This window comes from Streptomyces sp. NBC_00878, assembly GCF_026341515.1.
Taxonomy (GTDB): domain Bacteria; phylum Actinomycetota; class Actinomycetes; order Streptomycetales; family Streptomycetaceae; genus Streptomyces.
Genome location: NZ_JAPEOK010000001.1, coordinates 9,539,354 through 9,553,129, shown reverse-complemented (window position 1 = coordinate 9,553,129; position 13,776 = coordinate 9,539,354). Strand labels below are relative to the sequence as shown.

General features: G+C 71.2%; 9 protein-coding genes. 7 read left to right on the top strand and 2 right to left on the bottom strand.

Translation table 11 applies throughout. The features are described from left to right. Window positions 1-202: 202 nt before the first annotated feature. Both OHA11_RS41530 and OHA11_RS41525 read left to right on the top strand, forming a co-directional pair. Entirely contained in the window at window positions 203-883 is a 681-nt protein-coding gene (locus OHA11_RS41530; RefSeq protein WP_266505627.1) for a triacylglycerol lipase, read from the top strand. Between the two features lie 191 nt (window positions 884-1,074). After that, window positions 1,075-1,776 (top strand): class I SAM-dependent methyltransferase, encoded by a 702-nt coding sequence (locus tag OHA11_RS41525; protein WP_266505624.1) that lies wholly within the window; start codon window positions 1,075-1,077, stop codon window positions 1,774-1,776. Between the two features lie 94 nt (window positions 1,777-1,870). Here OHA11_RS41525 and OHA11_RS41520 read toward each other — a convergent pair whose 3' ends face one another. Further along, a complete protein-coding gene (locus OHA11_RS41520; protein WP_266507800.1) occupies window positions 1,871-2,209 on the bottom strand; it encodes a fic family toxin-antitoxin system, toxin component in 339 nt (112 codons plus the stop codon). Between the two features lie 49 nt (window positions 2,210-2,258). Continuing rightward, on the bottom strand, window positions 2,259-2,486 hold the full coding sequence (locus tag OHA11_RS41515; RefSeq protein ID WP_266505623.1) for an antitoxin: 228 nt from the start codon (window positions 2,484-2,486) through the stop codon (window positions 2,259-2,261). 198 nt (window positions 2,487-2,684) lie between these two features. Between OHA11_RS41515 and OHA11_RS41510 the strand changes: the two genes are divergently transcribed. The 5 genes from OHA11_RS41510 to OHA11_RS41490 all read left to right on the top strand — a co-directional run bounded on the left by OHA11_RS41510 (window position 2,685) and on the right by OHA11_RS41490 (window position 13,551). Beyond that, complete coding sequence (locus OHA11_RS41510) at window positions 2,685-3,587, top strand: ABC transporter ATP-binding protein (RefSeq protein WP_266505622.1); 903 nt, start codon at window positions 2,685-2,687, stop codon at window positions 3,585-3,587. A gap of 11 nt (window positions 3,588-3,598) precedes the next feature. Beyond that, on the top strand, window positions 3,599-6,166 hold the full coding sequence (locus tag OHA11_RS41505; protein ID WP_266505621.1) for an ABC transporter permease: 2,568 nt from the start codon (window positions 3,599-3,601) through the stop codon (window positions 6,164-6,166). A gap of 145 nt (window positions 6,167-6,311) precedes the next feature. Continuing rightward, a complete protein-coding gene (locus tag OHA11_RS41500; protein ID WP_266505618.1) occupies window positions 6,312-7,223 on the top strand; it encodes an LLM class F420-dependent oxidoreductase in 912 nt (303 codons plus the stop codon). Window positions 7,224-7,375: 152 nt separating this feature from the next. Then, on the top strand, window positions 7,376-8,242 hold the full coding sequence (locus OHA11_RS41495; protein WP_266505616.1) for a DUF4132 domain-containing protein: 867 nt from the start codon (window positions 7,376-7,378) through the stop codon (window positions 8,240-8,242). Window positions 8,243-8,283: 41 nt separating this feature from the next. Next, window positions 8,284-13,551, top strand: a complete 5,268-nt coding sequence (locus tag OHA11_RS41490; RefSeq protein ID WP_266505613.1) for a DNA-binding protein — start codon at window positions 8,284-8,286, stop codon at window positions 13,549-13,551. Window positions 13,552-13,776 lie beyond the last annotated feature (225 nt).

The following is a 13,776-nucleotide window of genomic DNA, read 5'->3' as shown; positions in this document are numbered from 1 at the left end:
TGGCGCGCCGCCCGGTTGTTCAGGGGCGTTCATCAGGGGCGGTGGCGAGTGCTGCGGGAGAGGCGGGGGGTTCACCGAAGTCACCACGCCTCTCACGTTACTGGCGAGTTAAGTGGTGCGTAAAGACCGGCGATTTCACTGATGCGGCGCGCGTAGACCCCGCCTGACACTCCTGACGAACCCACCCGCACCAGGAGGCATCATGACCCGCCGCACACGCACTGCCGGCACGGTCTTCGCAGCCGTCCTCGCGTCGCTGCTCCTGTCCCTGCCCGCGTCCCCGGCTCACGCCGCCGCCCGCAACCCCGTCGTCTTCGTGCACGGCCTGAGCAGTTCGTCGAGCAGCTGGGACGACTGGGTCGCCGACTTCAGGGCCGACGGCTACACCAGCTCCGAGCTCTTCACCTGGTCGTACGACTGGGGCGAGTCGAATGCCACGTCCGCCCAGCAGTTGTCCGCCAAGGTCCAGAGCGTGCTCTCCCAGACCGGTGCGTCCAAGGTCGACCTGGTCGTGCACTCGATGGGTGCGCTGAACTCCCGCTACTACCTCAAGAACCTCGGCGGCACGTCGTACGTCGACGACTTCGTCTCCACGGCCGGGACGAACCACGGGACCACGACCGCCGGCTGGTGCAGCTGGCTCTACACGTCCTGCGCGGAGATGTACCCCGGCAGCTCGTTCCTGACCGCGCTCAACTCGGGGGACGAGACACCGGGCAGCGTCTCCTACGCCAGTTACTGGTCGAACTGCGACGAGGCCCTGGACCCCGACTCCACCGCGCTCCTCAGCGGTGCCACCAATGTCGGGGTCGGGTGCGTCTCGCACGACCTGATGAACAACGACCACGGCGTCTACGAGCAGGTGCGCGACTTCATCGCCTGACGGCCCACAAGCGGGTTCCGACGCCTCACGAGCCCGTCCTGTGCCGGATCCTGTGTCCGTTCTGTGGTCCCTGCGCGGCCGGGATCACAGGACGGCGCCGGGCCGGCCGAACGGGACGACAGGCGAACGGGTGAGCGAGCCCGTCCCGGGGGACAATCGCGGTAGGTCCCGACCCCCAGGGGAGGTCCCCCATGCGACCCCGCGGCTCCCGCACCACCAGGACCGGCCGGCCCGCCCCGGGCCCGGTCCACCACCCGCTGTTCGCACGCTTCTACGCCAAGTGCAGCGTGGCGGCCGAGCCGGCCATCGGCCCCCATCGCGAGGAGCTGCTCGCCGGGCTCTCCGGCCGGGTCATCGAGATCGGCGCGGGCAACGGACTGAACTTCGCCCACTACCCGAGCACCGTCTCGGAGGTCGTCGCCATCGAACCGGAGCGCCGCCTGCGGGAGTTGGCGGCGACCGCGGCCGTGCACTCCGACGTGCCGGTCGACGTCGTCCCGGGAGTGGCGGAGGCGCTGCCGGTCAAGAGCGAGGCCTTCGACGGGGCTGTCGTGTCCTTGGTCCTGTGCAGCGTACGAGACCTGCCGCGGGCCCTGGCCGAGATCCACCGCGTCCTGCGCCCCGGCGGTGAGCTGCGGTTCTTCGAGCACGGGAAGGGTGGCGGCCGCGCGATGAACGCAGGCCAGCGCGCCCTGGACCGCACGGTGTGGCCGCTGCTCTTCGGCGGATGTCACGTGAGCCGTGACCCCGTCGGCTCGATCAGGGACGCGGGGTACGAACTGGGTCCGTACCGGCAGCTGCTGGTGCCCGAGAAGGGGCCGCGGATGCCGAGTTCGTACTGCGTACTGGGGACCGCGCGGCGCCCCGGGGCCGAGAACTCGCCGGGTTCCTGAGACCGGGGACCGCCCGGCCTCAGGAACCCGAGGGGCTCGGAGGCATCTGCACCCACAAGCCCGAGAGGTGCCCGGTCTCAGGAGTCCGTGGGGCTCAGAGGCTCCACTGGCGCAGTTCGCGTGCGATGTCGTGCACCGTGGCCTCGCCGGTCTTGACCAGGCGGGCCAGTTCACGGACCTGTTCGGGCGAGGTGACGACCTTGAGGCCGCTGGCGACGAGGTAGGCGTACGCGACGGCCATGGCGAACATCGCGTTGGAGCGTTCGAGTGCCGGGACGTGCAGCAGGACCTGGAGCATGGCGGCGGCACGGGCCTGCGGGGTGTCGTAGACGGGGACGCCGAATATCTCGGCCTCGTGCCGGCTGACGGCCGCGACGAGGGCGCCCCAGTCGGTGACCTGGGGGTCACCCGGCGTCTTCTGCTCCGCGACCATGAGGAGCCAGGCGAGGTCCACTCTGATGTTCAGGGGTTCGTTCAAGAGCTCAGCGACGGCCTTCTCGTTCCGTGCCGAACTCCTCGGCGAAGACGGACTCGTACTGCTTCATGAAGTCGGCGGCGGCCTCGACGAAGGTGTGGCCGGCTTCTCCGGTGTCCTGTCTGACCAGTTCCTCTATGTAGCGATTGACGCTCATCCCGCGAGCCAGGGCACGTTCGCGCGCGGCCCGGGCGGTGCCCTCGTCCACGCGCACGTTCAGCTGGGTCTTAGCCATACCTCGAAGCTAGCGCCGGAGTGCTAGCGGAGGCAAGAGGGCCTGGCTCACCCCCTCCCCCTAAGGGTGCCCCTTACATGAATATCCGGGTCACCGACCTGCGGTGGAGACGGACCGGCACTTCGGGGGGATACCGAGTGTGCCGCGGATCACACTAGGCTCGCCCGCGGACACCGGAGTCCCACCTAGGAGGCGGCCTTGTCCACAGCAGCTGCTGAGCACGCCCTCGGGCGCACGGACGCCGAGGAGATCGCGGCCCGCGCCCGTGGCCTCACGAAGGCGTACGGCTCGGGCGAGACGACCGTGCTCGCCCTCGACTCGGTCGACGTGGACATCGCGCGCGGCCGCTTCACCGCGGTCATGGGCCCCTCGGGGTCCGGGAAGTCCACGCTGATGCACCTCCTGGCGGGACTGGACACCGTTTCGGCCGGACAGGTGTGGCTGGGAGACACGGAAATCACCGGGCTGAAGGAGCGCGAGCTGACCCAGTTGCGCCGCGACCGGATCGGCTTCATGTTCCAGTCGTTCAACCTGATCCCGACCCTGAACGCGGCCGAGAACATCACGCTGCCCATGGACATCGCGGGCAAGAAGCCCGACGAGAAGTGGCTGAACCAGGTCATCGACCAGCTCGGCCTGCGCGACCGGCTCAAGCACCGGCCCGCACAGCTCTCCGGCGGTCAGCAGCAGCGTGTGGCCTGCGCCCGTGCCCTCGCCTCGCGCCCCGAGCTGATCTTCGCCGACGAGCCGACGGGCAACCTGGACTCGCGGGCCGGGCTCGAAGTGCTCGGCTTCCTGCGGGACGCGGTCGACGATCTGGGCCAGACCGTCGTCATGGTCACGCACGATCCGGGCGCCGCCGCCCACGCCGACCTGGTGCTCTTCCTCGGGGACGGACGGATCGTGGACGAGATGGCGCGGCCCACGGCGGAGGCGGTGCTGGAGCGCATGAAGAGGTTCGACACGATCCGCGGGACGTTCGAGGGCGACGGCGCCCCAGAACCGGCCGTCGCCGCCGACCCGGCCACCGCCCCCGACCAGACCATCGCAACCGACCAGGATGGCACTCCCGACCAGGGCATCGCCCTCGACAAGGACTGAGGCAGGCTGTCGTGCTGAAGGCGACACTCCGGAGTTTCCTCGCGCACAAGGGCCGGCTGCTGCTCTCGGCGCTGGCCGTCGTCCTGTCCGTGGCGTTCGTCGCGGGCAGCCTGATCTTCTCGGACACGGTCACCCGCACCTTCGACCGGCTGTTCGCGTCCACGTCGGCCGACGTGACCGTGAGCCCGAAGGAGGACCTGGAGTCGCAGATCCCCTCCGGGGCCGTCGCGACCGTGCCCACCGACCTCGTGGACCGCATCGACAAGGTCGACGGCGTCGCGCTCACGCGTCCGGACGTGTCCGTCGAGAACGTCACCGTCGTCGACAGCGACAACGAGTCGGTCGGACCGACCACCGGTGCGCCGACCATCGCCGCCGACTGGTACGTCACCGAGCGCAGCCCTGTGAAGCTCACCTCGGGGCACGCCCCGCGCGGGGCAGGCGAGGCGCTCCTCGACGCGGACACGGCCGACAAGAAGCACGTCGGCATCGGTGACACGCTGACCGTGATCGCGCAGCCCGGGTCGTTCAAGGTGGAGGTCGTCGGCATCGCGACCTTCACGACCACCAACCCGGGTGCCGCGCTGGTCTTCCTCGACCCGGCGGTCGCACCGACCAAGCTGCTGGGCCGGACGGGCGTCGCCACCAGCATCCAGGTGGACGCGGCGGAGGGCGTGAGCGACGAGCAGCTCAAGCAGCGCGTCGGCGCCGAGATCGGCACCGGTACCTACGAGTTGGAGACGGCCGACGAGCAGGCCGAGACCGCCGCCTCCCAACTCGGCGGATTCCTCGACGTGATCAAGTACGTGATGCTCGGCTTCGCCGGTATCGCGGTGCTGGTCGGGGTCTTCCTGATCGTCAACACCTTCTCCATGCTGATCGCCCAACGCACGCGTGAGCTGGGCCTGTTGCGGGCGCTCGGCGCCGACCGGCGGCAGGTGCGCCGTTCCGTGCTCCTGGAGGCGACGCTGCTGGGCCTGGTGGGTTCGACGCTCGGCCTGGCCGCGGGCATCGGGCTCGCGATCGGGCTCATCGAGCTCATGGGCCTGTTCGGCATGAACCTGAGCACGGCCGAGATGGTCATCGGCTGGGCGACGCCCGTCTCGGCCTACGTCGTCGGGGTGGGCGTCACCTTCGTCGCGGCGTATCTGCCGGCCCGTCGGGCGGCCGGTGTGTCGCCGATGGCCGCGCTGTCGGACGCCGAAATCGCCGGTGTGGGACGGCCGTTGCGGGTACGGGCCGTGGTGGGGCTGATCGTCGGCGCGCTGGGCACCGCCGCGCTCGTCGGGTGCGCGACCGCCACGGAGACCGGGTCCGCCGCCTCCCTGCTGGGCCTCGGCGTCGTCCTCACCCTCATCGCCACGGTCATCGCCGGGCCGTTGCTCGTCCGGCCGGTGATCCGTGTCCTCGGCGGCTTCTTCCCCGCCGTGTTCGGCTCGATCGGCCGGATGAGCCAGCGCAACGCCCTGCGCAACCCGCGCCGCACCGGCGCCACCGCTGCCGCCCTGATGGTGGGCCTCGCCCTGGTGGGCGGGATGTCCGTGGCGAGCGCGTCCATGTCCCAGTCCTTCGACGAGCAGATCGACAAGACGCTGGGCGCCGACTTCGTGGTGCAGAACAGCAACTTCCTGCCGTTCCCGCAGGAGGTCACCGAGAAGGTGCGGGACACGGAGGGCGCGGGCCTCGTCGTACGGCAGCGGTTCACGCCGGTCGCCGTCCGGCTGCCGGACGGCGAGCGCGTCGAGACGACCGCGGCGGGCTACGAGTCGCAGCTCGACGAGGTCGCCCGCATCACGTACGCCCAGGGCGACACGGCCGCCGCGCTCGCGGACGGGAACATCGCCATGGACGCGGGCTTCGCCAAGGACCACGGCCTACGGGTCGGGAGCACGATCCCCGTCGAGTTCCCCGCCGACCGGAAGGCCGAACTGAAGGTGGGCGCGCTGACCGACCAGGACGCCGCCGACGGCTTCGGCACGCAGGGCGGGCTGTTCTTCGGCTTCGGGACGATCGAGAAGTACGTGCCCGGCGGGCAGGACTCCGCGCTGTACGTGAACGCGGCCCCGGGCACCTCCGCCGACACCCTGCGCGCGAACCTCGACAAGACGCTGGACCCGTACCCGCAGGTGCAGGTGCGTGACCTGGCCGACTACAAGAAGCTGATCCACGATCAGATCGCCGTGCTGCTCTACCTGGTGTACGCCCTGCTCGGCCTCGCGATCGTCATCGCGGTGCTCGGCGTGGTCAACACCCTTGCCCTGTCGGTCGTGGAGCGCACCCGCGAGATCGGGCTGCTGCGCGCGATCGGGCTCGCCCGGCGGCAGTTGCGGCGGATGATCCGGCTGGAGTCGGTGGTGATCGCCGTGTTCGGCGCGGTCCTCGGGCTCGCGCTCGGACTCGTGTGGGGCGTGTGCGTGCAGCAGGTCCTGGCCCTACAGGGGATGAACGCGCTCGCGATCCCGTGGACGACCATCGTCGCGGTCGTCGTGGGGTCGGCCGTCGTGGGCATCGTGGCGGCGCTGCTGCCGGCGTTGCGCGCGTCGCGCATGAATGTGCTGGCGGCCATCGCGCACGAGTGAGTGAGTGAGTGAGTGACGCGCGGAGCGCTCGCTCGACGTGTACGGCGTTCGTTCTCTACGTTCACGGCGCGCTCGGCGTACGCGGAGTGCCCGGCGTGCCCGGCGCCCACGGCGTTCTCAAGTCCCTTACCGGTGAGGAGAGTTCATGGCCCGCCCGTTCCGCTTCGGGGTCAACCTGATGAGTCCCGCGCCCGCCGGCGAATGGCGCGCGAAGTGCCGTCGGGCCGAGGAACTCGGCTACGACGTGATCCTGGCCCCGGACCACCTCGGCGCGCCCGCCCCCTTCCCGGCGCTGGTCGCCGCCGCCGAGGCGACCGAACGGCCACGCGTGGGCACGTTCGTGCTCAACGCCGGTTTCTGGAACCCGGCGTTGCTGGCCCGCGAGGTGGCGACGACGGACGCGCTGACGGGCGGCCGCCTGGAACTCGGGCTCGGCACCGGCTACGTACAGGCGGAGCACGAGACGGCGGGTCTCCCCTGGGGTTCGCCGGGTGAGCGGGTGGACCATCTCCGGCGTACGGTCGAGGAGTTGCGCCGGATTCTCGATTCGGATGCCCATCAGCCTCAACTCGTGCAGAAGCCGCGAGTGCCGTTGCTGATCGGCGGCAACGGCGACCGGATGCTGCGGCTGACCGCCGAGCACGCGGACATCGCGGCGTTCACCGCGGCACGCACCCGGGACGGCGGCGTCCTGGAGCCGATCACGGCGGAGGAACTCGACGAACGGGTCGCTCTGTACCGGAAGTTGGCCGCCGGACGGGCGGCGCCCGCCGAGCTGAACCTGCTGATCCAGATCGTCACCGTCACCGACGACCGAGGTGCCGCGATCCAGCCGTGGCTGTCCCACCTCCCCCACCTGACCGAGCGGCAGATCCTGGACCTGCCGATCGTGCTCGTGGGGACCCTGGAGGACATCGTCGAGCGGGTGCGGGCGCAGCAGGAACGGTACGGGTTCTCGTATCTGACGGTTCTGGAGCCGAACATGGAGGCGTTCGCTCCGGTGATCGCGCGACTGCGCCGGGCCGGGGAATCGTCGGACAGGCCCGACAGGGCCTAGTCCGGGACAGGCGGCCACCGGGGTCTGTCAGTGGGTGCCTCTAATCTTTCGCGGACAGTCACAGCGGGGTGGCCGATCCGGGCCGTCGGACGATCCGGGCTGTCAGCGGCGCTGTGCGGGTTTCCGCGACGGTGAAAGAGGCAGAGGGACCAATGGGCTGGCTGGCAGTGGGCGACACCTATGAGATCGCGCTGATGGAGGGCCGGGTGGTGGCCCGGTCCGCGTCGGAGGCGTCGCCGACAGGGCAGGTGAGAAACCTGCCCGAAGAGTTACGGGACCGCCCCGAAGTGATCGAGCTCCAGCGGTTCGCCGAGTGGCTGGGCCGACACGCGGCGGAGTGCGCGGCGCAGGTCGACAACTGGATGGTGTCCTCGCTGCCGGTGCCGGCCGGACTGCTGACCCGGCTCTGGCCCGACGAGGCATGGCGGTCGGCACTGCGTGACCTGGTCGTGGTCGGCGAAGGCCCCGACGAGGTCGGTTTCCTCCGGGACGCCGAGTCCTCGGGCGAACTGCGGGTGGTGAACCTGGACGGCGAGACGGTCCGACTCTCCCCCCGCACGGTGACCATGCCTCACCCGGTCCTGCTTCCGGACCTTGCGGAACTCCGCTTGTTCGCGGCCGAGTTGGGCGTGGTCCAGGGCGTCGAACAGATCCACCGCGCCACGTGGAGCAGACCCCATGACATCGACGGTGACGCCGACGAGGTCACCGAGTTCTCCGGCGCCGAGTACGGCTCATGGTTCCACCTCTCCGCCCGCGCCACCTCGCTCGGCTACAAGGTCGCCGGAGGCTACGTCACCGGCCGGATCCGGGACACCGGGCAGGTCTTCACCGCGGCGGTCGACATCGGCAACCCGTACTACGACGACGCGGGCCGGACCGGCAGTCTGAGGTGGGGCCGTGAGCAGGAGCGCCCACTCCGGCTGTCCGACGTCGGCCCCGTTGCCTGGTCCGAGGGCATGCGGATGGCCGCGGCCCTCCACGCCGGCCGCCCCGTGGCCGCGGACGCCGCCGCGTGAACGACGGCGACCGGCCGCACGGCCACGAAGGGCACGGAAACATGAACGACGCTGTGGCCGACGAAGTGGTGACTCGGGACGAGGCGGCGACCGAAGCGGCGCTGGAAGCGGACGCGGCACTGGCTGCGCAGGCGGCGCTGGAAGCGGACGCGGCACTGGCTGCGCAGGCGACGCTAGCTGCGCAGGCGGCACTGGCTGCGCAGGCGGAGGAGCTGCTGCGAGCCGGTGCCGTGCTGCCTCCGGGGACCAGCGGGGGTGGCGATCGGGCCGTGCCCGTGTTCACGCAGGCCTATCGGCATCCGGGCCTGGACGACCGGATCGTCGTACGACTGGTCGCGGCTGGACAGGGAGAGGGCCTGGGCGCAGGCTTTCTCGGCCTCGAACCCGAAGGCGAGCCGACGGAGGTCGGGCTCGGGCAGCCGCGGGCGCTGGGCTTCCCGGAATGGGTGCTGGTTCATCACCCCTCGGACGGCCATCTGGCCATGTCCCTGGTGGATGAGATGGACAAGGTGGCGCGGACGGTGAGGTCCAGGCCGAAGAAGGCGCGGGCCACCTACGAGTCGATCGGCGAACGGCTCGCGGGAGCCGTACCGCATTTCCTGCCGACCTTCTACGAGCAGGCGGGCCGGGTGTTCCTGGCCGCCGACGAGAAGGCGTACGCGACGCAGATGTTCGTCAACGCGCGCAAGGCCGAGACAGCGCACGCGCTGCCGTTCGACGAGGCGCGCATGGACGCGGTCTTCCTCGAGTTCGCGCTGGCCGAGGCCGTGCCGTCGAGGATGCTCTCCAGCTACGCGAAGGGGCTGTCGTCCCGGGTTCCGGCCGCGACGGCGTTCCGGCACCTTCGTGGGCTCTTCGTGCGCCTGGCCGCCAACGGGCTGCCTCCGTCGAGTCCGGGCGCGGGTGATCTGCGCAGACTGGCGAAGGCGGTCGCGGGCAAGAACGCGCTCGCGGAGGAGGTCCGCTTTCTGGGCGAGATGCTCGTGCTGCCCGGCACGGTCAAGGCACCGCCCGGCTGGTGGAAGGCCCACCGCCCGGCCCTGCTGGAGCTGACCCGGCGGGAACCCGCCTTCCGCGGCACCCTGCTGGAGCTCATGCCGTCGGAATGGGAGAGGGAGGAACTGCCGCAGTGGCTGGACCTGTTGGAGAAGTCCGGCGCCACCGCCGGGCTCTGCGACGCCACCCTGCCCGCCGAGGTGCGTCCCGTCGACGGTACAGCCGGATGGACCCGCAGATTCCTGGAGCTGTGCCGGGCCACCACCTGGCATCTCGCTCCGGCAGGGCTGTATCCGCTCGTCGACCGCATGGCCGACACACTGCGCTCCGAACTCGACGCCTCCGACGGCGTGTTGCCGCCCCCCGTCGGCGATGTGAACCTCCTCGACCAACTGCTGGCCCTGGGCATACCGGTGGCGGACCCCACAGAGCGTCAGCGCCTCGACCTCGTGGTGTGGGCGGCCTGTGACCAGCGGCGCGATCTCGTCGCCCTGGAAGCCGACGTCCGTTTTCGCCAGGCGTTCCGGCGTGGCTGCCCCACGGACGACCGGGCGGGCCACCTGGAGACCGTCAACAACTTGGCCGAGTCCCCCGGTGGAAGCCTGATGCTCGCCGAATGGGTGGGCGAGGTCAGCCGACCGTACGTCACCGCGGAACTGCCCGCGCTCTCCGGACACCGCGGCGCCCTCCACACGCTGGGCTGGCTGCCGGGAGAGGTACTCGCGGTTGCCGGGCAGGCGGTTCGAGAGGCGTTGAGCAGCGGCATCGCCCCCGCGCTCGCCCGCGCTCTGCGGTCCGGGATCCTCGACGAACTGGGCTGGCCCGCCTGGGAAGAAGCGGTTGGAGCACCCGAATCGCGGGATGCGCCGGCGGACGTCCTCATCGCCGATGCCTGGCCGCACCTCATCGTCCTGGCCGACAAGCGGGTCCGGGTGATCGGTGCGGAAGGCACGGTGCTCACGCACGAGTTGCGCGTCCCCGACGAGGTCATGCGCTACCCCAGGGATGTCAGCTATCACTACGTGGACGGCGAGTTGCTCGTCTGGTGGCGTTCCCGTACCGCCCAAGGCATGGAGGGCTACTGGCACCACGACCCGTCGCTGCGGATCGCGGTCGAGGGCTCCGCCTCCTCCCGCATCAGCAAGGTGGACGGGCGCGACGGGATGAACGGGGACCTGGCCCCCGTCTCGCTCCCGCTTCCCGAGGGCGGCCGGACCACCGGTGGCGGGGTGCTGCGCCGCGGGGACACCGTCGTGCCACGGGCACGGCGGGTGATCGGAGACGGCACGTCGTACTGGGTGTGGGCCCGGGTGGGGACCGACTACAGGCACCGGACCTGGTACGCGTACGACCCGGTCAGCGACACGAAGGGCGAACCGGGACTGCCGGACTGGTTCGACGAGGGCGTGCGTACCGCCCCGGAGGGAAGCACCTTCGCGGCGGGCTGGCTGCTGCCCGCCCCCTCCGACGTAGCGGGTCCGCTGTGTTCCCCGGTGGACGGGCTGCTCGGCTGGCGGGTGGTGACACTGCCCGACGGGTCGCGGCGCGGCGAGGACCTGGCCGGGCGCTCGGTCGTCGTGCCGCACGGGAGGGGCCGGAGCCCGCGATGGGCGCTGGAGTTCCCCGGCGCCGACCGGCCTCTGGCGGTGATCCAGGAGTACGACGGGATCAGGCTGCTCGACGCGAACGGCACGGTGATGTCCGAGATCCCGCGGGACCACACCGCCGGAACCTTCACCGCGGGAACGCCACTCCTGCCGCCCCTGCGCTACTGGCACCTGCTCCAGCCCCGCGACCCGCAGGGCTCCGCGGCGCTCCGCCAGGTCGACGAGGACACGGCGGCAGCGCTGCTGGCGGCGGCGGAGACGGAGACGGAGCGGCCCGAGGACACCGCGGGCCAGGACGATCCGGGGAGGGAGCCGGCGGACAGGGAGTCGGCGGGCGAACAGTCGATGGACAAGGAGTCGGCGGACAGGGAGTCGCCAGGCGAGCAGTCGAAGGGCGGGAAGTCGGCGGGCGGGGAGCTGGCGGGCGCGGACGGCCGGGACCGGCTGCCCGGGCTGATCCGCACCCTGCTGCCGCAGGTCGGCCACGAGGCACTGCGCACAGGCATCGCGGGGGTGGTGCGGTACGCCGCCGACCAGCAGCGCGTTCTGGACGCGGCGCGCGCCCGGCTCGACAAGGCGCTCGCGGGCCGCGTACGGGAGGAGTCGCGGCCCGAGCCCAGCGACGGCGCGCTCACCGCGGCACTGCAGGGCCTCGGCCTCAACGGCCGCCGGTACCTGGTGGCGGGCAGGGCGTACTACTACCTCAAACCGTCCCACACGCTTTTCCGGCTGCTGGGCCTGTTGGGGGATGCGTCGCGGGGCCTCAACGAACCTGCCCCGGCGGGCAGTACGCACCTCGCTCTGCCCGAGCAGGCAGCCTTGAGCGACATGGACTGGCTGGCTCTGCCCACGCTGCCGGCCCTGTTGGCTCTGCGGGCAGGCTCGACGGCCACGACTGAGGACCACAGACGGGTGCAGGACACCTTCCTCGCCGAACTGGACGCCCAAGAACTCGCGGTGCTGAACCCCGACCACTGGCGCCTTGTCGGGCTGCGTCTGGACAAGAGTCTGTTCGAGGGGCCCGGCGCCCTGCGCAGCACGATGGCGACCGTGTTGCAGTTGGACGGCGGCGCGTTCCTCGTCTTTCCCAACGAGTGGAGCAGAAGCGACGCCGACGGCAGCGTGTTCAGGGCGGTCTTCCACGATCCGGCCGGCCGTTTCGACGCGCCCGCTCCGTACACACTGATGTCCACCGAGCCCTTCGTCCCGGAGCCGACACGTGCGCCCGGCTGGTTCACGGCCTTCCGGGCCGAGCTCGCCGCGCGCGGTCCGGCACCCTGGTACCCGGCGGCCGCCGAGGAGTTCTCCCGGCTCACCGGAATCACCCCGACCATGGCCAGGCTGGTGGTCGCCGGAGTGCCCCTGACCGACGACGAGCACAAGCCCGTGCCCGCCGAGACGCTGAAGACCATCGGCGTGAAGTCGGCCGACGTGGCTGTGGCCAGAGAGGCCCTGGGGTACGGGGACGCCGGCATCTGGCAGGCCGTCTTGGCGGCGCTGCTGCCCGCCGAGCCGTCAGGGCTGTGGACGGACGGCCCCGACGTGGTCGCGGCGGCGGAGGTCTGGAACCGGCGGGCGGGCCGGCGGACGCCCCTCCCCGAGGACGTGCTCCACGACGCGGTCCGCACCGTGCGAACGGCCTCGTGGTGGACACCGTCCGAAGCGCTGCACGGCTTCCTCAACCGGGCGGCCGAACCACAGTTGACCCATGACCTGACCTGGACGACCGGTGACGGCCACTACCTGCGCCCCGTCGAGAACACGCCCGGCTTCGACGCCCGCGCCCTGAACGGTTCGGTGGCCCTGGCCGCATGGCTCGCCCACCGACTCCCGTCCGGCGACCCGATCCGCGCGGCTCTCCCCGGAGTGCTGACCTCGATACGCGCCCGGCTCGCCCACCCGGACCTGCTGATCAGCCTGGGCAGGCGAGTAGACCTGGAGGCATTCCGCCGAGATGCTGGGCTCCCCACGGAGACCGGCGACGACTTCATACGCTATGGCGCGCTCGTACTGAGCACCGCGGTCTCCGACCCCGTGGCCGCCGTCCGGCCGGCGCTGCTGGACTCTGCCGGGAACGACCCGCACCTGGCGGCAGTTGCCCCCGGTGAACGGCCGGCGGCCGAGGAGATCGCCCTCCGGCTGGTCCACGACCAGCGGTTCGCGGAGCTGCTCGCCGATCCCGGGCAACCGATGGCGGGCGGGCGCGACGCGGACGGTCTGTGGTGGCCGCAGGATCCCGCCCGTTCCGTACCGGACCTCGTCGGCGAGGTGACCAAGCGGTACGGCATCGGCGAGGACGCCGCCGTCCTCTATCTGATGCTGCTCGCCATGCCGGATCCCACCGACCACAACACGGCTCGCTGGACCGGCTGGGCGAAACAGCGGGGTGGAACGGCCCGGCTCCGTGCGGCCCGTGCCGAACTCGCCGCCACCGACCTCGTACTCGAAGGCAGCCGCACCAGAGCGGGACGCTCACTGTTCCTGCCCGGCGGCTGGACCCACCTCGCGAAGCCGTACGTACCACTGGAGCGGTGGAAGGTGCCGATGTACGAGCTGCTCCACGACGAGGAGCCCCTCCTGGGAGTCATCGCGCCCACCGGTCCCGTCGCCGACCTCTACCGCACGGCCTGGCGCCGCATTCAGGACGGCGACGAACCGCGCCTGGAGGAACTTCAGGTACCGCGACCGCGGAAGGGGCGCGGCTGATCCTGGGCGGGGCGGGCGGTCGTGGGCACGCGCGTGGAGACGGGTCGCGGGTCGCGGGTCGCGGGTCGCGGTAGGGCGAACGACCGGCTCCGGCGGACGGTAGCGGCTCCGGTCGAACCGTCCGTCGGACGTGGCGGGCCGTTCGCTGGCACGCCTCGCCGCGCTGTTGCTTCACGCAGCTCAGGACGAGGTCCGCGTTGTACCCACCCTCCCGCCGACAGCCAT